General features: G+C 68.7%; 14 protein-coding genes. 5 read left to right on the forward strand and 9 right to left on the reverse strand.

Annotation, left to right across the window (positions count from 1 at the left end; all coding sequences use genetic code 11):
* The first annotated feature begins 631 nt into the window (after positions 1–631).
* Genes pdsR through QMK61_RS06485 form a run of 3 tightly spaced genes read left to right on the forward strand, consistent with a single transcriptional unit; the run spans position 632 to position 3,902 of the window.
* Positions 632–1,321, forward strand: coding sequence for a proteobacterial dedicated sortase system response regulator (pdsR, locus tag QMK61_RS06475; RefSeq protein WP_302071297.1), 690 nt, complete (start codon positions 632–634; stop codon positions 1,319–1,321).
* Entirely contained in the window at positions 1,309–1,902 is a 594-nt protein-coding gene (locus tag QMK61_RS06480; protein WP_302071298.1) for a hypothetical protein, read from the forward strand. Before pdsR ends, QMK61_RS06480 begins: the two co-directional genes overlap by 13 nt.
* The gene (locus QMK61_RS06485) at positions 1,899–3,902 is read left to right on the forward strand and encodes an ATP-binding protein (protein ID WP_302071299.1); all 2,004 of its coding nucleotides are present in this window, start codon (positions 1,899–1,901) and stop codon (positions 3,900–3,902) included. The genes QMK61_RS06480 and QMK61_RS06485 overlap by 4 nt, the downstream gene beginning before the upstream one ends.
* A 130-nt stretch (positions 3,903–4,032) precedes the next feature.
* Here the strand turns inward: QMK61_RS06485 and QMK61_RS06490 are convergent, their stop codons facing one another.
* Positions 4,033–6,945 (reverse strand): TonB-dependent receptor, encoded by a 2,913-nt coding sequence (locus QMK61_RS06490; RefSeq protein WP_302071300.1) that lies wholly within the window; start codon positions 6,943–6,945, stop codon positions 4,033–4,035.
* Between the two features lie 118 nt (positions 6,946–7,063).
* The gene (locus QMK61_RS06495) at positions 7,064–9,088 is read right to left on the reverse strand and encodes a prolyl oligopeptidase family serine peptidase (protein ID WP_302071302.1); all 2,025 of its coding nucleotides are present in this window, start codon (positions 9,086–9,088) and stop codon (positions 7,064–7,066) included.
* Positions 9,089–9,464: 376 nt separating this feature from the next.
* Here QMK61_RS06495 and trpE point away from each other — a divergent pair, with 376 nt between their 5' ends.
* Together trpE and QMK61_RS06505 are read left to right on the forward strand one after the other, a co-directional pair.
* Entirely contained in the window at positions 9,465–10,940 is a 1,476-nt protein-coding gene (trpE, locus tag QMK61_RS06500; RefSeq protein ID WP_302071303.1) for an anthranilate synthase component I, read from the forward strand.
* Entirely contained in the window at positions 10,937–11,593 is a 657-nt protein-coding gene (locus QMK61_RS06505; RefSeq protein ID WP_302071304.1) for a hypothetical protein, read from the forward strand. The genes trpE and QMK61_RS06505 overlap by 4 nt, the downstream gene beginning before the upstream one ends.
* A 252-nt stretch (positions 11,594–11,845) precedes the next feature.
* On the opposite strand, the gene QMK61_RS06510 is transcribed toward QMK61_RS06505, so the two are convergent.
* The 7 genes from QMK61_RS06510 to QMK61_RS06540 all read right to left on the reverse strand — a co-directional run bounded on the left by QMK61_RS06510 (position 11,846) and on the right by QMK61_RS06540 (position 22,460).
* Positions 11,846–12,643, reverse strand: a complete 798-nt coding sequence (locus QMK61_RS06510; protein WP_302071305.1) for an N-acetylmuramoyl-L-alanine amidase — start codon at positions 12,641–12,643, stop codon at positions 11,846–11,848.
* Positions 12,644–12,840: 197 nt separating this feature from the next.
* Positions 12,841–13,893, reverse strand: coding sequence for a serine hydrolase domain-containing protein (locus tag QMK61_RS06515; RefSeq protein WP_302071306.1), 1,053 nt, complete (start codon positions 13,891–13,893; stop codon positions 12,841–12,843).
* A 174-nt stretch (positions 13,894–14,067) separates the two neighbouring features.
* A complete protein-coding gene (locus QMK61_RS06520) occupies positions 14,068–14,787 on the reverse strand; it encodes a M15 family metallopeptidase (RefSeq protein ID WP_302071307.1) in 720 nt (239 codons plus the stop codon).
* On the reverse strand, positions 14,784–16,331 hold the full coding sequence (locus QMK61_RS06525; RefSeq protein WP_345783621.1) for a serine hydrolase domain-containing protein: 1,548 nt from the start codon (positions 16,329–16,331) through the stop codon (positions 14,784–14,786). The genes QMK61_RS06520 and QMK61_RS06525 overlap by 4 nt, the downstream gene beginning before the upstream one ends.
* A 376-nt stretch (positions 16,332–16,707) precedes the next feature.
* The gene (locus tag QMK61_RS06530; protein ID WP_302071309.1) at positions 16,708–17,946 is read right to left on the reverse strand and encodes a dipeptidase; all 1,239 of its coding nucleotides are present in this window, start codon (positions 17,944–17,946) and stop codon (positions 16,708–16,710) included.
* Positions 17,943–19,229 carry a diaminopimelate decarboxylase gene (gene lysA / locus QMK61_RS06535; RefSeq protein WP_302071310.1) on the reverse strand — a complete coding sequence of 429 codons (1,287 nt, stop codon included), beginning with the start codon at positions 19,227–19,229 and terminating at the stop codon, positions 17,943–17,945. Before lysA ends, QMK61_RS06530 begins: the two co-directional genes overlap by 4 nt.
* Positions 19,230–19,466: 237 nt before the next feature.
* Positions 19,467–22,460: a carboxypeptidase regulatory-like domain-containing protein gene (locus QMK61_RS06540; protein ID WP_302071312.1), complete on the reverse strand. Its 2,994-nt coding sequence runs from the start codon at positions 22,458–22,460 to the stop codon at positions 19,467–19,469.
* Positions 22,461–22,480 lie beyond the last annotated feature (20 nt).

The following is a 22,480-nucleotide window of genomic DNA, read 5'->3' on the forward strand; positions in this document are numbered from 1 at the left end:
GCGGGGCGGGGGCCGCGCCGGGAGCAAAACGCGTCAGGGACGCTTGAGGAGAGCACCATCGGCAGGCGCTGCGTCGCCGCGGTCGTGGAGGCTCAGGCCAGCGCCCGCGGCGGCGCGTTCCACGGCCATGGAAGCGCGCCTGCCACAGGATCGGACAGGCCTTCCGGCGTTTGGTTCCCGAGCGGATAAAAAATCCCCTCCGCGCGGGGAGGGGATGAAGGAACGGCGGGAAAGCCGTGAAGAGCCGGGGGATGTAGTGGCGCGGGACCGTCGTCCCTGGTCGCGGCGGCGTGCCTCCCTGCACGCCGCCGCGCCTGCGCCTTCCACGGCAACCATGAATCGGCGGGCTACAGCATCAGCAACAGGGCCAGCAGCAGGGCGCCCAGCGCCAGCGCCACGCGCAATGGCTCGAAGTGGTGCAGTTCGGCGTTGGGGTCGGGGTGGTCGGCGTTCATCGGGGCGTCCTGTGCGGCATGGTGCCTATCAGGCGCCCACGGGCGGTCGGTCCGGCGACCGCGGCCGGGCGAAGCGGCGACGGGATCGGGCAAAATGCGGGCAGGGCCGGTGCGCGGCTTGCGCCCGGGCGGGCCGCATAGCACGCTGCGCGCCAACGTCATACAGGAACGCCGCCATGGGCCGCAGCATCGCCATCGTCGAAGACGAACCCCTGATCCGCGCCAACTACGTCGAAGCGCTGAACCGCTTCGGCTATGACACGCGCGGCTACGGCTCGCGGCAGGAGGCCTCCAGCGCGTTCGGCGCGCGGCTGCCGGAATTGGTGATCATCGACATCGGCCTGGGCGACGAGCCGGAGGGCGGCTTCGACCTGTGCCGCGAGCTGCGCGCGAAGTCGCCCACGCTGCCGATCATCTTCCTCACCGCGCGCGACTCGGACTTCGACGTCATCTCCGGCCTGCGCCTGGGCGCCGACGACTACCTCAGCAAGGACACCAGCCTGCACCAGCTCGCCGCGCGCATCGCCGCGCTGTTCCGGCGCATCGAATCGATGAAGGCGCCGGCCAGCAGCGAGACGGTGATCGAGCACGGCCCGCTGAAGCTGGAATCCGAGCGCATGCGCGTCAGCTGGAACGATGCCGAGGTGCCGCTCACCGTCACCGAGTTCTGGATGGTGCACACCCTGGTGCGCTTCCCCGGCCACGTGAAGAACCGCGACCAGCTGATGCGCGAGGCCGAGCTGGTGGTGGACGACGCCACCATCACCTCGCACATCAAGCGCATCCGCAAGAAGTTCATCGCGGTGGCGCCGGAGTTCGACGCCATCGAGACCGTGCACGGCGTGGGTTACCGGTGGAAGCCGTGAGGCGTCGCGCTGCGGGCTGGGTCGCGCTGGCGCTGGCCGCCTTCGCCGCATCCGCGGCCGCCGGCACGTCCGGCGACGTGCTGGCGCGCGGCGCGCGCGACGGCGATGCGCCGGCCTGGGCCATCGCCGTGGCCACGCCCGCCGGCTGGACGCGCGATTGCTGTACCTATGCCCGCGCCATCGGGGTGGACGCGGTGCTCTACCAGGGCGAGTGGAGCGGCAAGCCGCAGCGGGTGATGGTGCTCAACGTGTGGCCGCGCACATTGCCCACGCTGGACGCCGAGCTGGACGCCGACCGCAGGCGCTATCTGCAGCGCGACCCGGCCGCAAAGCTGCGCAGCTTCGCCATCCCGCACGCGGCAATGCCGTGTCGCGCCACGGTGTACCAGGGCAGCGACCATGTCGACGACGTGGTCGCGTTCTGCGATCCCGGCCAGGCCAGCGGTATCCGCCTGAGCTGGTCGATGAGCTTCGACGACGACGATCCCGCGATGCGCCCGCTGCTGGACGACTTCATGCGCGTGGCGGTGGCCACGCGCTACCGGCGCGACATATCGCCGCCCGCCGCGAAGCGCCGATGACCCTGCGCCGCAAGTTGCTGCTGGTCGCGCTGTGCACGCTGGCGCTGCCGGTGGCCGGCTGGCTGTACGTGCGGCAGATGGAGACCCTGCTGCGCGAGGGGCAGGCGCAGGCGCTGGTCGCCTCGGCGCGCGCAGTGGCGCGCAGCCTGGTCGCCATCGGCGCGCCGCTGCCCGCCGCCGGCGACGGCTGGTACGTGCAGCCCGCGGTGAACCCGATCACCATCGACGGCTACGGCGACGACTGGGCGCCGATGACGCCGTGGAGCCAGCCGCTGGGCACGCGCGGCAAGCTGCTGCTGGCCAGCGACGCGAACGGTTTCTACCTCTACGCCGACATCCGCTGCGCGCGACGTACCCGCGCCGATGCCGACGACCCCGGTGCGCTGCATGCCGATCACCTGATCCTGCTGCTGGGCAATGCCGCGGGCCAGCGCCGCTACCTGATCGCCAGCGCCGCGCCCGGTCCGCTCGAGGCGCTTCCACTGGACGCCCCGGTGCCCGGCCTGCCGGACCGCATCGACGCCTGGTGGCAGGAAGACGGCAGCGGCTACCGCGTCGAACTGCGCCTGTCGCCCGCGCTGGCGCTGGACCGCCTGGGCGTGGGCGTGTACGACGGCCTGGCCGGCGGCGATCCGCTCGCCGCCGACGTGCGGCCGCTGCTGCGTTACTCCGATGCGCTGTCGCACGAGCTGGCCCGGCTCGCGCCCGACAACATGCACGTGCGCGTGCTGGCGCCGGGCGGCTGGCTGCTGGCGCAGAGCGGGAGGCTGGGCAGTGGCGGACGCCAGCCGGGCTGGTTCGCCTCGCTGGTCTACCGCTCGCTGCTGGCCGACCGGCTGCAGGACGCCGAGCCGTGGGCCGAGCAGGCGCCGCGGCTGGATCTGCCCGAGGTGCTGAAGGCGCGCGCCGGCACGCCTGCCACTGTGTGGCGCTGGGGCGAGCAGCGTGGCACCGTGGTGCTGACCGCGGCGGTGCCGATCGGCGCGCCACGGCATCCCTCCGGCGTACTGCTGCTGCAGCAGGCCAGCCGGGCCGTGCCGCTGCTGGCCAACCGCGCGCTGTTCGGCCTGCTGCTGACCAGTTTCGGCGTGCTGCTGGCGGCCGGCATCGTGCTGTTCGCCTTCGCCACCCGGCTGAGCCTGCGGCTGGGGCGGCTGCGCGACGCCGCCGAGCGCGCGCAACTCGACGACGGGCGCCTGGACGGCCACCTGCTCGGAAGCCATTTCCCGATGGCGGACGCCGAGGACGAGATCGGCGACCTGGCGCGCAGCTTCGCGCGGCTGTTCGAGGTGGTGGGCGGCTATACCGACTACCTGCGCACCCTGGCCTCCAAGCTCTCGCACGAGCTGAACACGCCGCTGGCGATCGTGAAATCCTCGCTGGACAACCTGGAACACGCCGGTTTGCCGCCCGCGGCCCAGCCCTACCTGGCGCGCGCCCGCGACGGCACCGCGCGGTTGGGCGCGCTGGTGCGCGCGATGAGCGAATCCAGCCGGATGGAACGCGCCATCGCTGCCGCCGAACCCGAGGACGTGGACCTGCGCGAGGTGGTGCGCGGCTGCGCCGAGGCCTACCGGCCGCTGGCCGGCAGCCGCCGGCTGGAATGCGTGCTGCCCGAGGCGCCGCTGCGCCTGCACTGCGCGCCCGAGCCGATCGCGCAGGCGCTGGACAAGCTGTTCGACAACGCGCTCTCGTTCACACCGCCCGACGGCTGGCTGCGGCTGAGCCTGCATGCCGTGGAGGGCGGCGCCGAGATCGAGCTCGCCAACCAGGGCCCGCCACTGCCCGCGGCGATGCAGGGCCGGCTGTTCGACTCGCTGGTGAGCCTGCGCGACAAGGCCACCCCGGGCGACGCGCCGCACCTGGGCCTGGGTCTGTACGTGGTGCGGCTGGTGGCCGAACGCCACCGTGGCGTGGCTGCCGCGCGCAACCTGGATGACGGCAGCGGCGTGGCCTTCAGTCTGCGCCTGCGCGGGATGCCGCGGCAGCGGCTGGGTTGACCCCGCTCCGGGCTTGGCGCACTCGTCAATGGGTTGCATCGAACCGATCGGTCGGCGCCGCGATGCATCGACTCAAAGAAAGAGGCGGCACAAGGCCGCCTCTTTCTCCGTACAGGCTCCTGTCCCGCGATCAGAACTTGTAGTTCAGTCGACCGAAGAACGTGCGACCGTACCAGTCGTACTGCGAGGCGTACAGCGGCGTATTGCCGATGGTGGTGCCTGCGGTGGCCGAGATCAGGTCCGGCTGCTTGTCGAACAGGTTGCGCACGCCGAGCATCACGCCCCAGTTACCCTTCTCGTAGGTGGCGGAGACGTTGTGCAGGAACTGCCACCCGGCCTTGATGTCGCGTGCTGCACCCTTGTAGCCCGAGTAGGTGAAGGTGCGATCCAGGTCCCTGTTGATCGTGGTGCTGACGTAGCGGCCCTGCCAGGCGAAGGTCCAGTCGCCGCGCTTCAGGCTGACATCGGCGATGCCTACCGTCTTGGGGCGGCCGATGTAGCCCACCTGATTCTCCTTGGTGAAGCCGCTGGCCTCCGCGCTGCTGAACAGCAGGGTGGTGTCTTCCATGGTGTAGGTCACCTGCGCATCGGCCGACAGCTTGCCGAACGAGAAATCGCGATCGTAGTTGATCTGCAGGTCGTAGCCGCGCGTGCGCTCGCTGTTGATGTTGATGTACCGGCTGTAGATGTCCGTGATCATGAACGGATTGCCGGGATCGTCAGCGGGGTTGCGCTTGAACTGATCGCAGAACATGTTCGGGTAGACTGCCGAACCGTAGCAGCCGCCGATGATGTCGCTCGCGCCCAGGTACGTGATCTCGCCACGTACCCGATAGTCGAAGTAGTCCAGCGCGAGGTTCAGGTTGGCGAAGGACGGCGTCCACACGAAGCCTACGGTCTTGGCGCGCGAGGTTTCCGGCTTGACGCTGCCGTGGTTGCCGATGGTATGGATGGTCGCGCTCGAACCTCCGCTTGCGGAGTAGTCATCGGGGATGCCGGCGGCGGCGCAATGCGCGCGGATGCGATCGTTGGTGCTCTCGCCCCACAAGACGCAAGGATCGATGCTGGTCTGCGACGCATAGCCGGTCTGGTCGCCCAGGTACTGTTCATACAGGCTAGGTGCACGGTAGGAGGTGCCCAGCGTGCCGCGCAGGCGGAAGGTGGGGGTGACCTGCCAGTTCAGGCCGGTCTTCCACACGCCGTCGTGGCCATCCACGCTGCCGTACTTGAACAGGCGGCCGGACAGGTTGACCGACAGGGATTCCACCGCCGGCAGTCCCTTCAGCAGGGGCACGTCGATTTCGCTGAAGATTTCCTTGACGTTGTCGGTGCCGTGGGTGCGCTGTGCTGAGGAATATCCCCACACCATGCCTGTGGTGGTCAGTTCGCCCGGCTTGTCGTCGATCATGGAATGGCGGTATTCGGCGCCGAATGCGGCGCTGACGTCACCTGCCGGCAGGGTGAACAGGTTGCCGGTGGCCACGGCATTGATGGTGGCCTGCGTGTACACCGTACTGCCTTCGTTCCATACGCCGATGGTGTTGATCAGGTCGCGCATCCGGGCGCCGCTCAGATAGTCCGGATCGAAGTAGTTGACGAGGGGATCGCCGGAGTCCGCGTAGCTCAGATCACCGGTCTTGGCGGTATCGATGTCCAGATGGCGATAGTCGCCGCTGGAACGGCTGTAGCCAGCGTTGATTTCCCACGACCAGCTGTCGGTGGACGTGAACAGGCCTTCCAGCTTGGTGGTGCCGTACAGATAGTTGACCGACTCCGTGCCCTTGTCCAGGAACGGCATGATGGGCTGGTAGAGATTGGAATAGTCGCTCTTGAGGGGGCCATCGGAGACCAGCGGGAAGAACTGCCGGTACGAGTGAGTCTGGCTGGTGCGATGATTGAGCAGCCATTGCGTCTTCCAGTTCACGCTGCCGAAGCTGAAGTCGGTGGCGGCGTATGCGCTGACACGTTGGCGCGCGCTGATGGCGTCGCTCTCGCCGTAGAACGGATAGTTCAACACATCCTCGTAATAGGCCTGGCCGCCGTTCGCGTAAGTGGGTGTGGGGTACGGACGCGGGTGGTAGCCATGGAACGGCCCGACAGTGCTGCCGTCCTTCGAGGGAACGTAGCGGACCCTGGAATCGAGGTACTTGATGATCGTGTTTGCGTACAGATTGTTGCAGCCCGCCAGGCCGGAGCCTTGCAGAATGGAGTGATCGGCGCGGTCAATGCGCTGGCCGTCCTTGCCCCAGACCATGTCCTGGTTGCATTTAAGAAAGTCGCGGTCGCCCACTTGCAGTGCCTTGAGCTTGTCGAACTGCACCGCGGCCACGACGCTGCCGCTGTCGAAGTTCCAACCGTTGCCGAAGGAGAAGGTGTACTGCTCACCGCCGCCGTGTTCCGGAAGGCTGGTGGCCACCGTCATCTCCGGGCGATCCATCCTCTTCTTGGTGATCAGGTTGACCACGCCGGCCAGCGCGTCCGAACCGTAGATCGAGGACGAGCCGTCCTTCACGATCTCGATGCGCGAAAGAATGACCTGGGGAATCACGTTGAGGTCGAACGCGCCGACCTGGCCGCGCGTTCCCGCCGGTCCAGGGCGCTGGCTATCGAGCAGTACAAGGGTACGGCTGGCGCCCAGGCCGCGCAGGTTGACTGACTGCACGCCGGTGCCGCCCTCGATGACATAGCCGCCGAACTGGCCGTTGATCTGCGTGGAGCCGGCTGCGGCGGCCGTGGTCATCAGTATGTCGGCAGTGTCGAACTGACCGGCGGCAACACTGGTCTTGATGTCGATCACTTGCACCGGCGAGGTCGTCTCGTATTCCGGGCGCTTCAGCAGGGAGCCGGTTACGGTGACCGTTTCAAGCTGCTTGGCCTTGTCCTTGTCGGTCGTCTTCGACGCATTGGTATTGCTGGTCGTCTGGCTCCCGGACGCGCCAGCAGGCGATTGATCCTGCGCGAAAGCAGGCATGACCTGCAGTGCGGCCACCACGGCGATGGCCAGCGGCAGGCGCTGAAGCCCGCGTTGCACGAACTTGCTCATGGATTTTCCCTCCCCTAGTGAAACGCAAATGTTTGCTACCGTATTTTGTTACGGTTCAGTGAATGTAGCGGCACCCTGCCTTGGTCGCAATATTTTTCGAATAGGCGAAAGCGCTCCGTCAATGGCGGGCGAGCCCGCAGTCCTTGTCGAGGTAATTCGCGATCAGCTCGAGGGTTTCCCGTTGCTGGCGCGGGTACCACGGCATGCTGTGCGGCATGTCCGCGATCACGTGGTACTGGGCCGGGACGATGTCCTTCACGGCCTTGTAGAAATCGCGCGGATGGAAGGGGGGCACGCGCACGTCGCGGTCGCCGCCGAACAGCATGATGGGCAGGTGGGCCTTGGCGGTGTTCTGCATTGGGTCCATGCCCTTCACCGTCTGTCCCTGCAGGATGCGTTGCAGGCGGTTGTCGCTCCACGAGGTGCCCAGCCGCCCGAGGTTGGCCACCGGCGCGCCGGCGATCGCGCACTTGAACGGGGAGGGCGAACGGACGTCGGCGGCGATTGCGGCGAAGCCGCCGTAGGAGTAGCCGAAGATGGCGATGCGGTCCTTGTCCGCGATGCCCTGCGCAATCAGCCAGGCGGCGCCGTCGTCGTTGTCGTCGGACATTTTCAGGCCCCACTGCTTGTCGCCCGCGAGCCACAGGCGACGCCCGAGTCCTTCGGAACCCCGATACTGCGGACGGAGCACCGCGTAGCCGCGCGAGGTAAGCAGAGGCACCCAGCCGGAGACGTCCCAGCCCAGGTAGTCGCGCGCCCAGGGACCGCCGTGGGGCATGACGACCGCCGGAGCCGGCGCGTCGCCTTTCTTCCAGCCGGCCGGCAGGTCGAGGATCGCGGGGATTTCGAGGCCATCGCGCGCCGTGTAGCTCACCCAGCGCTCGTCACCCGTCAGGCCCTTCGCGAGCCAGGGGCGCGTGCTGCCCAGGCTCACGACCTTCCTGTCATGCAGCAGGTGATAGGCCGTCGGGGTGCTGGCGCTCCCGGTACTGAACAGCACGGTTGAAAAGTCGTCCGTGTAGTCGGAAATCGCGACCTGCTGGCCCGGGAACGCATTCTTGATGCCGTCCTGTATCGCCTTCAGCGTCGGGTCGACATAGATCGTCTGGCGGTACGGCCCGTCGACGACGAAGCCGACCACCTGGTTGAAGTTGCTGCGCCGGGTGCTGAACAGCAGCGCGCCGATGGAATAGTCCTTGTCGGCGACGACGGGTTCCGGGTCGTACTTGTGCTGGGTCGGGTCGTACAGGCGAGCCTGGACCTTGTCCGAGAACTGGTCAGTCAGCACGTAGTACTTGCCGGTGGCGTCGTCGATGCCGGCGATGTCCACCGTATGCCGGTCGGAGAGTCGGGTGGTCAGCGGAGCCTGCGGCTCGAACTGCCCGGACTTGCCGTTCAGCAGCTGGACCCGCTGTTCATAGTCGCCATCGACCGGGACGACCTCCGTCTTGGCGAGCACCTTGCCGGTGCGCGAGTCGAACAGGGCCGGCGTGGCGCGGGCGCCGCCGCGGAACAGCAGTTCCGTGTCCTTGGTCTTGAGGTTGTAGAGGAAGTAGCTGGAGGTGAGGCTGAGTTCGTTCAGCTGCCGGATGATCACCTTGTCCGGGTCCAGCGGCAGCATGTTGACCAGCGAGGCGGTACCGCTCAGCTCGAGGCAGGTCTGGGTCTGCTGGCTGATGCCCAGTTTGCGGGTGTTGCTGGCGAAGGCCTCGTCGAAGGTCTTCTGGTCGTCGTCCGTGAGGTAGGCCTTGGTCATGAAGGTCCGGGTTGCCCCCGTGACCTTGCCCTCGCCGCAGCCGCCGAGTTCGCCGGTCCATTCCTGGCGGGCGACCGCCAGGATCTTGCCTGCCTTCAGCGCCGCGGCGGCGATGAATTTCATGTGGTCACCGGAGGGCGTGACCACCTTGGGTCCGGATGACAAGGCATCCGTGTTCCACAGGGCCAGGGCCGTCTCGTCGGGATTCCTGGGCGATGGAATCAGGGCGACCAGGTGCTTGCCATCAGGACTCATGGATACCGATTGCAGTGCCGGCAGGCGTGCCAGCTCCTCGACGGGTATGGCCTGCGATGCGTGGGCCGGGCCGTGAACCAGGGCTGCTGCCAAGGTGCCGGCAAGCAAGGTCCGGCAGAACGTGTGCCACATGTGTGGATCCCCAATTGTCCCCAAGATTTTCGCTAGCCGTCGAAAAATGCGAACTGGCGAACGAAATTGCGAAGGTAGCAGAAACCGTGGGGCTGGCAAGAGCGCATGATCTTGAGGTTTCGGCGCAAGTGGCCGTACGTGAGCGCACGGTCCGGATCCGCCGACGAGTACGGAGGAGGGCGTCGATTGGGAACGCCTGGAGCGCCATGTCGCCAAGCGGCCGGACCGATCGGCGGCTCCGGCAAGCAATTCGGCGTCACATGTCGCGCAGGGTGAGCCGCCGCCAGCGATGGCGATCCTCCGGCGGCGCCTTTCGATTCCCGCCATCGCTGCCTCTACAATGGCCGCTCCCCCGTTTGGCCATCCGGACACCTACGTGATTTCCCGAGACGACTTCGATGTGCTGGCGGCGCAAGGCCATACCCGCATCCCGCTGGTGCGCGAGGTGTTCTCCGACCTCGACACGCCGCTGTCGGTGTACCTGAAGCTGGCCGACGGGCCGTATACCTTCCTGTTCGAGTCGGTCGAGGGCGGCGCCACCTGGGGACGCTATTCGATCATCGGCTTACCGGCGAAGCGGGTGTTCCGCCTGCGCGGGCACGCGCTGGAGGTGGAGGACGCGGGCGAGATCGTCGAGCGCCGCCACCTCGACGACCCGCTGGGCGAGATCGAGCGGCTGCGCGCGCAATACACCGTGCCGCGCCTGCCCGAGCTGCCGGCCTTCACCGGCGGCCTGGTCGGCTATTTCGGTTTCGAGACCATCGGCTACATCGAGCCGCGCCTCGCGCAATGGGACCGCGCCGACGAGCTGGGCACGCCCGACGTGCTGCTGATGCTGGCCGAGGAAGTGGCGGTGTTCGACAACCTCAAGGGGCGGCTGTACCTGATCGTGCACGCCGACCCGTCGCAGCCGCAGGCCTATGCGCAGGCGCAGCGGCGGCTGGATGCGCTGGTGTACCGGCTGCGCCAGGGCGGCGCGGCGTATCCGCAGCTCACCCAGTCGGTCGCGCTGGACGAGGGCGACTTCAAGTCCTCCTTCACCCGGGCCGAGTTCGAGGCGATGGTGGAGAAGGCGAAGGAATACATCCGCGCCGGCGACATCTTCCAGGTGGTGCCATCGCAACGGCTCAGCGTGGGCTTCAACGCCCGGCCGGTGGACGTGTACCGCGCGCTGCGCGCGCTGAACCCCTCGCCGTACATGTACTTCGTCGATCTCGGCGGCACCCAGATCGTCGGTTCCTCGCCTGAAATCCTGGCGCGTCTCAAGGACGGCAAAGTGCTGGTGCGCCCGCTGGCCGGCACGCGCAAGCGCGGCGCCACCGAGGCGGAGGACCAGGCGCTGGAGGCCGAGCTGCTGGCCGATCCGAAGGAACGCGCCGAGCACGTGATGCTGATCGACCTGGGCCGCAACGACATCGGCCGGATCAGCGAGACCGGCACGGTGGAGGTAAGCGAATCCTTCGTGGTGGAGCGCTACTCGCACGTGATGCACATCGTCTCGCAGGTGCAGGGCACCGCGAAGCCGGGGCTCGGCTACATGGACGTGCTCAAGGCCACCTTCCCGGCCGGCACGCTCAGCGGCGCGCCGAAGATCCGCGCGCTGGAGATCATCCAGGAACTGGAACCGTACAAGCGCAACATCTACGCCGGCGCGATCGGCTGGATCGGCTGGTGGGGCGACGCCGACACCGCCATCGCGATCCGCACCGCGGTGATCCAGGACGGCCGCCTGCACGTGCAGGCCGGCGCCGGCATCGTCTACGATTCCGATCCCGCGGCCGAGTGGGAAGAGACGATGAACAAGGGCCGCGCGCTGTTCCGCGCGGTGGCGCAGGCGGCGCAGGGGCTGTGAGCGCCGGCCCGCGGAACCTCGCGGTGTGTGTGGCGCTGGCGCTGGCGCCGGCCGTCTCCGCGCACGACACCTGGCCGGACACGCCGCTCGCCCGCACCCAGGCGCTGGCCGAGCTGCAGACGCTCAACGCCGAGCTGCTGAGCCATCCCAGCGCCACGCTGACCCTGGAGCACTGGTGCGGCGCGCATCGCCTTGCGGTGCCGGCGAAGGTGGTGGCGCATCGCCTGCAGGGCAGGGACAAGCCGCTGCCGCCGGACGGGCGCGCGCTGCTCGGCATCGGCCCGGACGAGCCGGTGCGTTACCGTCGCGTCCGACTGGCCTGCGGCGACACGGTGCTCTCCGATGCGGACAACTGGTACGTGCCATCGCGGCTGACGACGACGATGAACCGGCAGCTCGACACCACCGACGTGCCGTTCGGCAAGGTGGTGCAGCCGCTGCACTTCCGCCGCCGAACGCTCTCCGCCGAGCCGCTGTGGTCGCCGCTGCCGCCGGGCTGGGACAGCGGCGCGGCATTGCCGCCGGCCAGCAGCCGGCCGTTGGCAATCCCGCCCCATGTACTGCAGCACCGCGCCCTGCTGTACACGCAGGACAACCGGCCTTTCAGCCTGGTGGTGGAGAGCTACACCGCGAGCGTGCTGGTTCACCCCTGAGGCAGCGCCGAACGGGTGAAGTGGCGCCATGCTCGCGCCGCATGCACGAGGTACTCCATCTCCGCCGGTGGCGACCACTGCCCGAGTCGTCATTCCGGCGCAGGCCGGAATCCAGTAGCCGTATGGCTTGAACGGGCGTGGTCGCCACTGGATGACCCGACCTTCGTCTGTTGAAAAGCGCCTCCGGCCTGCGCCGGGATGACAGGCAAGAGCGCGAGGTGGGTATGCGCTGCACGCCTTTGCGGCGTCACCTCAATCCGCCGGCGGCGAGGGCGCGGCGCAGGTATTGGCCGTCGGCTCGATCTGCTGCACGAGGTTGTAGAGGATGCGCAGGTCCTGCGCGTCCAGGGTGTCGCCCTGCATGCCGCGGAAGTGATGGTGGAAGGAGCGCACGACGGCGGCGCGGTCGTCCAGCGCGTAGCCGACCACGGCCATCGCCATCCACGGGTCGAAGCCGGGCGGTGGGTCGCATAGCGGGCCGCTTGGCCAGCGCCCGAAGCCGGCCGCGGCCAGCTGCGCCCAGGGGAAGTACGGGCCCGGATCGTCCTTGCGCCCGGGGGCGAGGTCCTCGTGGCCGATCACCTGGGTGGGCGGGATGTGCAGCCGCGTGGTGAGGTCGGCGAGCAGGCGCAGCAGGCTGTCGATCTGCGCCTGGGCGAACGGCGTGTGGCCGTCGTTGTCCAGCTCGATGCCGATCGAGGCGGAGTTGAGGTCGGTGATGGTGCCCCAGCGGCCCGGGCCGGCCTGCCAGGCGCGCAGCTGGTCGGGCACCAGCTGGTAGACGTGGCCGTCGCTGCCGATCAGGTAGTGCGCGCTGACCGGGCCGCCGCTGTTGCGCGTGCGCAAGGTGTCGAGCGCCTCCTGCGCGGAGTGCTCGTCGGTGAAGTGCAGCACGATCAGCACCGGCCGGCGGATGTCGTAGTTGGGCGAAGGCACCCAGGTCGCCAGCGGGTTGCGCGGCGGCGCGTGGGCGCAGGCGGCGAGCAGCGCGAGCGCGAGCAGCAGGGCGGTGGTGCGCAGGAGGCGGGGCGTGGGGAGTGTCTGGCGCATGGCGGTGGGCTTCACGGGTGGCTTTTGCTCGTCATTCCGGCGCAGGCCGGAGGCGCTTTTCAACAGACGAAGGTCTGGTCATCCAGTGAAGCATGCGTGCGAAGCACACGAAACCGATTTTGCGTGCTTCGCACGAGTCGTTTGACTGGATTCCGGCCTGCGCCGGAATGACGGTGAGGGTCGGGTGGCGGTCATGGTCAACGCAGGAACGGCTCGGCAATCGCCAGCACGGTGCGGTAGGGCTCGGGATTGTTGCGGTTGCTGAGCAGGACCACCGTGAGGTGCTGCTTCGGCCAGCGCACGATCACGTTGCGGAAGCCGATGCTTTCGCCCGAGTGCCACAGCGTGTCGCCGGTGATGCGCCAGCCATAGCCGTAGTCGGCCTGGTACGGCTCGCCCACGACCTTCGCGTGCGGGCTGAAGGCGAGCTTGCGCGAGGCGTCGCTGAGCAGGCGGTCGTCGTAGAGCGCGGCGTCCCATTTCGCCAGGTCGTCGATGCTGGAGTAGATGCCGCCGTCGCCGCGGGTGGCGCTGGTCAGGTCCTGGTCGGTGCGTTGCCATTGGCCGTTCGCCTGGCTGTAGCCGTAGGCGCGATGGGGCACGGTCTTGGCGTCGTGCACGTAGAGCAGGGTGTGGTCCATGTGCAGCGGCCTGAAGATGCGCCGCGCGAGGAAGTCCTGCAGCGGCAGGCCGGACGCCTTCTCCACCACCAGGCCGAGCAGCACGTAGCCGGTGTTGCTGTAGCGGTAGGCGCTGCCGGGCGGGAAGTAGCCGTGCGTGGTGGCGCCGATCATGCGCAGCACGTCGCCATCGTCGAGCTGTTTCGTGGTGCCCGGCGGAATCAGGTCCTCGTAGTCGAGCAGGCCGCCGGTGTGGCAGAGCAATTCGCTGAGCGTCACCTGGTCGGTGAAGGCCGGCAGCGAGGGCAGCCAGTGGCGGATCGAGTCGTCGAGCTTCAGCTTGCCGTCCTGCGCCAGCAGCAGGATCGCGGCGGCGGTGAACTGCTTGGTGACGGAGGCGAGGCGGTAGTCGGTGGCGGAGGTGGCGGCGACATGGTGTTCCAGGTCGGCCATGCCGTAGCCGCGGTCGAGCAGCGGCTTGCCGTCCTTGACCACCAGCAGCGAGGCGCCGGGGACGTCGCCGGTGTATTTCTGCATCAGGCGGTTGGCGTTGCGGATGGCGTCGGCGGTGGAGGCGTGGGCGATGCCGGCTACCAGCAACAGTGAGGCAAGGGTTGTGGCGACGCGCATGGCGGTTCTCCGGAGCGTTGATGCTTTAGCCCCTCTCCCGTCGGGAGAGGGGTTGGGGTGAGGGTTCGGTATCGCTGCAACGCCCGGCTTTGCCCGTACCCTCACCCGCCTGCCGGCACCCTCTCCCGACGGGAGAGGGATTCGGGCATGCAGGGTACGGCAGTGATGAAGCGATCATTGCACCGGCACGTCGTACAACGTGTGCGGGGCGGGCTCGGGCGACAGGGTGTAGTGCCACCATTCCATCGTGTAGTTCTCGAACCCCTCGCGTTCCATCGCCGCGCGCAGGCGGTGGCGGTTGGCAAGCTGCGCGGCGCTGATCCCGGGCGCGTCGGTGTGGGCGCGCACGCCGAACCAGTCGAAGCCGGTGCCCATGTCCAGCGGCGCGCAGTGCGTGCCGTCGGCGGCGCAGCGTTCCATGGTCAGGTCGACGGTGGCGCCGCGGCTGTGGCCGGAGACGGAGGCGATGTAGACGCCGAGCAGTTGCGACTTGTCCAGGTTCGGATAGTGCTGCGGCTTGGTGCGCTGGTCGGAGAGGTCGTGCGCCCAGTGCACGAAGTCGGCGACCGCGCGGGCGGGGCGGTAGCAGTCCCACAGCTTCAGCCGCTCGTGCCGCGCGCGCAGCTCGTGCTCGACCCGCGCCAGCGCCTGGGCGACCGGGCGCAGCAGCAGGCACTTCGGCGCGAGGTAGCCGTGCACCGGCCGGCCGACGAAGTTGTCGCTGCCGGCGTACTTGATGTCCTCGGCGATGTCGGGCACCAGGCTGCGGATGTCGACCAGGCCGGCCTGTGCCGCGGTCTTCGCGGGCGAGAGCTGTGGCGCCTGTCCGGCGTGCACTGCATGGGGCGCGAAGGCCAGCGCGAAGAGCGCGATGGGCAGGAAGCGGGATGTCATGGGCAGTCCCCCGTGCGGGTGAAGTGCAGGTCCTCGTAGTCGGAGCTGAAGTCGCCCAGCGCATCGACCTTGGCCATGGTCAGCGTGGCGGCTTGTCCGCCCTGCGCGGGATGCAGGTCCAGCCAGGCGTCGGGCGCCACGTTGCGGTTGGTCCAGCGCACCAGGTCGCGGCTGCCCAGGCGCATCACGTCGCCATTGAGCCGGGGCGACTTGGCGACGGCGAAGTGCACGCGGCCGTTGTTCGGGCACAGTGTCATCTCGCCGAGCCAGGGGTCGCGGTAGCGACCGGTCCAGGCCGCCAGGGCGGCGGGCGCGACCGGCTGGGCGGCGGCGGTGTCGGGCGCGGCGGCGCGGGTCGTCGCCTGCCTGTCGGCACGCTCGAGCGCGTCGGCATACCAGGCCACGCCGTGCGTGTCGCCCGGTGCGGTGAAGTGCTTGACCAGCACCTCGCCGAGCACGGTGCGCGCGTCGTCCGCCTCGCCGTTGATCATGAACACGAAGCCGTCCTGCCGGTCGGGCAGCAGCATCAGCTCGGAGTACATGCCGCCCAGCGTGCCGGTGTGCCACACCGTCCAGGTGCCGTCCACGTCGGCCATGCGCCAGCCGTAGCCGTAGGCCATGACGTGGCTGTGGTCCCACTCGCGGCGCTGTTCGGACACCGGGATCAGCATGTGTGGCGACTGCAGCACGCGGCGTTGCTCCGCCGACAGCCACTTGAGCTGCGCCGGCGTGGGTGCCAGCCAATTGCGTGCCCAGGTCAGCATGTCGTCGAGGTCGCAACGGATGCCGCCGGCGGGGGCGGAGGTGATCGCGGGGATCACTGCGCCGTCCTGGCGCATCGGGATGTTGCGCGTGCCCTCGTGGTAGTGCGGCTCGGCCACGTCGCCCACCGCGTCGCGGTTCCACCGGCCGACCTGGCAGCGGTCGAGCCCCAGCGGCTGGAACACCTCGCGGTGCATCAGCGTCTCGTAGGGCGCGCCGCCCGCGGCGGCGGCGACTTCGCCGGCCACCACGTAGAGCAGGTTGTCGTACTGGTACTTCGAGCGGAAGCTGTAGCCGGGCTTGATGTAGCGCAGGCCGTGGATGATGTCGGCGCGGGTGAACGCGTTCGGCTCCGGCCACAGCATCAGGTCGCCGCCACCCTCGGGCAGGCCGCTGGAATGGGTGAGCAGGTCGGCCACGCGCATGTTCTTGGTGACCCACGGATCGTGCATGCGGAAGTCCGGCAGGTACTTCGTCACCGGGTCGTCCCAGTGCAGCTTGCCCTGGTCCACCAGCCGGCCGAGCAGGGCGGTGGTCATCGCCTTGCTGTTGGAGGCGATCTTGAACAGGGTGCGCGGGGTGATCTTTTGTCCCGAGCCGGCGACGGTTTCGCCGCGCGTGCCGACGTAGACCACCTGGCCGTGCTCGACCACGCCGAGGGCGATGCCGGGCAGGTGATAGCGGGCGACGACGGCGTCGAGGATGGGGTCGTAGGTGCCGCGGGCCTGGCTGTTGTCGGGCGGTGCGGCGAGGGCGGTGCCGCAGGGCAGGGCGAGCAGCAGGAGCGAGAGGCAACGGCCGAGCTTTTTGCTCCTCCCCCTGCTGGCAGGGGGAGGCTGGGAGGGGGTGGCCGGGGTTTGCGGAAGAGCACCCCACCCCAGCCCTCCCCTGCATTGCAGGGGAGGGAGCGGAGGCGCGGCGAGTGCTTGTCGCCTCCCCCTGCCTGCAGGGGGAGGCTGGGAGGGGGGGGCCGGGGCTTGCGGAAGAGCACCCCACCCCAGCCCTCCCCTGCGTTGCAGGGGAGGGAGCGGAGGCGTGGCGGATGCTTGTCGCCTCCCCCTGCTTGCAGGGGGAGGCTGGGAGGGGGGCGCCGGGGTTTGCGGAAGAGCGCCCCACCCCAGCCCTCCCCTGCGTTGCAGGGGAGGGAGCATGTCTTGCTCAGTGTCGTGCATCGTGTTCCACCTCGCGCCATACGCGCAGCAGGTTGCCGCCCCAGATCCTGGCGATGTCGGCGTCGCTGAAGCCGGCGCGGCGCAACGCGGCGGTGACGTTGCGGGTCTCGCTGGCGTCGTTCCAGCCGGTGATGCCGCCGCCGCCGTCGAAGTCGGAGGCGATGCCCACGTGGTCGATGCCGGCCACCTGCACCATGTGCCGGATCTGCTTCACGTAGTCGTCCAGGGTGGCCAGCGGATAGCGCTTCTCGATCTCGGCCATGCCCTGGACCATCGCGGGCAGGTAGTCGTCCTTGTCGCTGTCGTACTTCGCGTCGCCGTTGGCCTTGGCCACCGCGTCCTGTAGCTTCTTCTCGGCGGCCTCGCGGCCGGGGTCGTGCTTGAGGAATTCCTTGTAGGCCACCGCCTGGACCACCCCGCCTTTCGCGGCGATCGCGCGCAGCAGGTCGTCGGGCAGGTTGCGCGGGTGGTCGAGCACGGCGCGCGCGCCGGAGTGCGAGGCGATGATCGGCGCCTTCGAATATTTCAGCGCATCGCGTACGCACTGGTCGGAGGCGTGCGAGACGTCGACCATCATGCCGAGCCGGTTGGCCCGTTCCACCACCTGGCGGCCGAACGCGCTCATGCCCTTGTCGCCCGCGCTGTTCATCGCTGGCTCGCCGTGCTTCGTGTCGGGCAGCGAGCTGGTGCACAGGTCGTTGTCGCCCACGTGCACCAGGCCCACGTAGCGTGCGCCGCGGTCGTAGGCGGCGTCGAGGCGGTGCAGGTCGTGGCCCAGCGAGTAGCTGTTCTCGATGCCGATCATCGCCGAGAGCAGGCCGGCCCGGCGGTTGGCCAGCGCCTGCGCGGGCGTGGTGGCGAGGCGGATGCGGTCGGGGTAGAGCATCAGCATGCGGCCGATGCTTTCGTATTTACCCTCGGCCTGGCCGAGGGCCCTGGCGTAGCCGGCCGGCGTGAGCGGGCCCTGCGGCACCCAGATCACGAAGAACGCGGCGTCGAGCCCACCGCGCTCCATCTTGCCCAGGTCGACCTTCAGCGGCGTGGCCTTGCCCACGTCGAAGCGCGGCTCGCGCATGTAGGTGAACGGGATGTCGACGTGGGTGTCGATGGTGATCGGCGGATCGCCGGGCTGGCGGGCCGTGGCGGCGCCGAGGGCGGGCGCGGCGGCGAGCAGGCCGCAGAGCAGCGGGCCGAGGGCGGATGAGGGCGGAGCGATGCGTTTCATGCCGTCTCCCACTGGCGCGCCGGCTGCTCGCCGGCGGTCATCTGTTCGAAGTTCTGCCGCCGGCGCACCAGCGCGTAGCGGCCGCGGTCGAGCAGGGCCTCGGCCGGCAGCGGCCGCGAGTTGTAGGTGGAGCCCATGGACGCACCATAGGCGCCGGCGCCCAGGATCATCAACAGGTCGCCCTCGCCGCAGGCGGGCAGGCGGCGGTCGCGGGCGAAGGTATCCCCGGTCTCGCAGACCGGGCCGACCACGTCATAGACGACCTCCGGCCCGGCGCCGGCGGAGACCGGCACGATGTCGTGCCAGGCGTCGTACAGGCTGGGGCGCAGCAGGTCGTTCATCGCCGCATCCAGCACCAGGAAATCGCGCGCCTCGCCATGCTTGACGCGCAGCACGCGGGTCAGCAGCACGCCGGCCTCGGCCACCAGGTAGCGGCCCGGTTCCAGCAGCAGGCGGCCGTCGAAGCCCGCCAGGGCCTCGCGGATTGCCGCCACGTAGTCTGCCGGGGCGATCGGCGTCTCGCCCTCGCGGTAGCGCACGCCCAGGCCGCCGCCGACGTCGATGCTGGCGATGGGATGGCCGCCGTGGCGCAGCTCGCGCCAGAACGCGGCGACGCGGGCCAGTGTCTGGCGGAACGGCTCCAGCGACAGGATCTGCGAGCCGATGTGCACGTGCAGGCCGTCCAGTCGCACGTGCTGCAACTGCGCGCGGCTTTCGAACCAGCGGCGCGCCTCGTCGATGCTCACGCCGAACTTGTTCTCCGACTTGCCGGTGGAGATCTTGGCGTGGGTGAGTGCGTCCACGTCGGGGTTGATGCGCACCGCGGCGCGGGCGACGGCGCCGCGCAGCGCGGCCAGGCGTTCGATGGCGAGCAGCTCGTCCAGCGATTCGACGTTGAAGCGCTGGATGCCCACGTCGAGCGCGCCGGCGATCTCGTCCTCGCTCTTGCCCACGCCGGAGAACACGATGCGCGCCGGCGGGATGCCGGCCTGCAGCGCGCGCCGCAGCTCGCCGGCGGAGACGATGTCCGCGCCGAGCCCGGCCCCGGCCATCAGTTCCAGGATGGCGCGGTTGCCGTTGGCCTTCACCGCGTAGCAGATCATGGCGTCGAGGCCGTGCAGCGCCTGCTGCAGGCCGTCGATGCGCTGGCGGATCGCGCTGGCGGAGTAGGCGTAGAGCGGGGTGCCGAGCCGGTCGGCGAGCGCGGCGAGGTCCACCCCGTCGAACGAGGCGCCGGGGACGGCGGGCGTGCGGGAAGGAGGGGGCGTGTCGGGTGCGTTCATGCGCTTGCCGGCGATGTCGAAAAAAGGCGGCCCGCGGGAAAGCCGGGCCGCCGAGGCGGGGAGGTCAGTCCTTAGAGTCTGTCTAAAATCTCCCTGTAGCTCGCGTTGCCTTGCCCTGGCCGCCATGCGGCAGCGCGCGGCTGGCCTGCCCGAGGCCGGCGCCACGCACCACCACCTGACGGCCATACGAGGCCAACGCGGGGCACTTGGAGATCATGAACAGGCTCTTGTCCACGGCTAGATGTCCAGCGAAACGGTGAGCTGGGTGAAGCGCGGGGCCTGGAAGCCGATCGGCTGCCGGAAGGTCGGGTTGGTCTCGTCGGAGATGTCGGTCTGCAGGTCCTGGTCCACGCGCACGGTGCGCTGCTGGTTGAGCAGGTTGTAGACCGCCAGCTTCACGCGCAGGTTGCCGCCATTGAACGGTCGCAGGTAGCTGATGCTGGCGTCCAGGGTATAGGTCCACGGCATGTGGCCGTACTTGCCGCGCGGCGAGTTCACGTAGACGCGGTCCTCGGAGACGCTCGAGTCGCACTTGTCCACGCAGATGTAGTAGCTGTGGTAGTTGGTCTTGTCGAACGGGTTGCCCACGCCGAAGCCGGTGATCGGGCCGCCGGAATGGACGTCCATGTTGGCGCCCACCTGCCAGTGCGGGGTGATCGCATAGGTGCCGCGCAGCTTGAGCTGGTGGCGGCGGTCGTTGGGCAGCGGGCCGTCGCCGCCGTAGTTCACCCACGGGTTGTCGAAGTTCTCGGTGCGGCCGGTATCCGCGAAATTGGTGTCGGAATTCACCGGCCCCTCGGCGTTGCCGCGGTTCCACGACATCACGTAGGAGGCATTGAATGCCCACTTCTCGTCCCAGGCGCGGTCGAGCTGGAACTCCACCGCGGTATAGGTGCGCTTGGGCTTCACCCAGCCGCGCTGGCCGAGGTAGTTGCCCTGCGAGTCGTACATCGCCCAGCCCTGCCTGGAGGTGTCGATGGTGAGGTAGCCGTCCGGCGTGCCGGTGCAGTGGGTGTCGCCCCACACGGTGACCTTCTTGCCCGGGTTGGCCATCACCCAGCCGATGTAGCCGTCGCCGCCGCATTGCGGGGTGGCGCTGATCTCCATGTCGTCGATGGCGTTGTGCAGGCGCCGGTAGGTGCCGCTGACGCCCCACGACCACTTCGGGTCGAGCATCTGCTGGAAGCCGAGGATGGCCTCGTCCTGGTAGACCGGGTCCATGTGGCGGTCGACGGCGGCGCGCTGGTCGCGCACGGTGCCGTCGCCCTGCGAGACGTCCACCTCGCCGATCTGCGGTCCGAGCTTCGGCACCGCGTACTGCACGCCGTTGACGGTCTGGATGTCCCAGCCGTTGAAGGCGTAGTAGGTGCGTTCGTCAAGGAGCGCGCCACCCTGCTTGATGTTGATGACGTTGGCCACCGGCAGGTAGTAGCGGCCCAGGTTGCCGAACAGCTTGGTGCTGCCGTCGCCCTTCATGTCCCAGGAGAAGCCCAGCCGGGGCGCGTACTGCCGGTCCATCTTGATGTAGGTGTGGCCGGCGCCGTCCTTGTTGTCGAAGCTGTCGTTGCGCAGGCCCAGGTTGAGCACGAAGCTGGGCGTGATCGACCAGTTGTCCTCGACGTACCAGGCCGAGTTGTCGGTCTCGTAGCTGCCGGAGATCTGGTAGCGGCGCGCGCGGATGTAGGCGTCGTAGCCCGGCGGCACCACGCCGTCGTTGGGAATGGTGGAGCCGGCCTTGGCCGCGTAGAGGTTGTAGTAGTACGCGCCGGGGCCGGCGTAGTACTGGTCCAGCGTGGAGGTGTCGACCTCGTGGTCGTAGCCGAAGCGCAGCAGGTGGTCACCCAGCGTCCACTCGAAGTCCGCGCGGCCCTGCTTGCGGGTGTCCTCGCGGTTGTAGACGGTCGAACTGTTGGTGCAGCCGAGCTGCACACCCGGGTCGTGGATCGACAGGAAGCCGTTGGTGGCGGACACGTAGTTGCACTGCGCGTCGAGCAGCGAGCTGGTGCGCGCCTGGCGCTCGTTGCGGCCGTACATCAGCTTCATCGACAGGTCGTTGGTGAGGTAGCTGGACCAGGTCAGCGCCCAGTTGCGGCCGCCGGTGTCGTTGTAGACTTGGTTGATGCGGCTGCTGAGCGTGTCGGTGTCGAAGTCGTAGCCGTACTGGTCGCCCACGTCGTGGTTCTTGTCCGAGAAGGCCATCAGCGACAGCGTGTTGTTGTCGGTGACGTTCCAGTCGATGGTGCCGCCCCAGAAACCGGTGTGGGCGCCGTGGATGGTCATCGAGGTGCCGGTGTCGTCGGTGTTGCGCGGCGAGCTGCCGCGCGCCTCGTACATGGCGAAGAAGAACAGCTTGTCCTTCACGATCGGGCCGGAGGCCCACACGTTGGTCTTGATCAGCGAATCGCGGTCGCGGCTGGCGGTGTAGTAGCGGCGGCCGTCGGCGTCGTAGTGGTCGCGCGCCACCGAGTGCCAGTTGCCCGGCTCCATGGTGATCTCGGTGCCGGCGTGGAACTCGTTGGTGCCCGAGCGCGCCACCGCGTTGACCACACCGCCGGTGGTGCGGCCGAATTCCACCGAGTAGCCGCCGGTCTTCACCTGGAACTGCTGGTAGAACGCGAACGGGGCCTCGGAGAAGCCGTTGCGGTTGTAGAAGTCGGTGACGTTGAGGCCGTTGACGTAGTAGGCGTTCTCGGCGATCGAGGAGCCGCCGAAGGAGATGCCGCCGAAGCCGGCGTTGCCCTTGACCACGCCCGGCGCCAGCAGCGCGACGGAGGTGACGTTCTGGTCCACCGGCAGGCGGGCCAGCTCGGCGCGGGTGACCACGGTGGCCGATTCGGTGGAACTGACGTCGATCACCGGCAGCACCGAGCCGGTGACCTGCACCGAGGCGAGGTTGGTGGCGCTGACCTGGCCGATGTCCACGGTGGTCGAGGTGCCCAGGTTCACCGTGACCTGCCGTGGCGAACCCAGCGCCTGGCCGTCCTTGCTGGCGGTCAGGGTGTACTGGCCCACCGGCAGGAACGGCAGGCGGTAGCTGCCGTCGCTGCCGGCCACCACGGTGCGGGTGAGGCCGGTGGCCGGGTTGACCACGGTCACGCTGGCGCCGGGCCGGGTGCGGCCCGTCACGCTGCCATCGTTGTTGCCGGCCAGCGCCGGCAGGCCCAGCGACGCCAGGGCAAGACCCATGGCGGCGCACAACACGGTCCTGCGGATGTTTCGACTGCTGCTCATGATCCCCATCTCCCCCATCG

The sequence above is a fragment of the Fulvimonas sp. R45 genome, from assembly GCF_030504985.1.
GTDB lineage: Bacteria > Pseudomonadota > Gammaproteobacteria > Xanthomonadales > Rhodanobacteraceae > Rhodanobacter_A.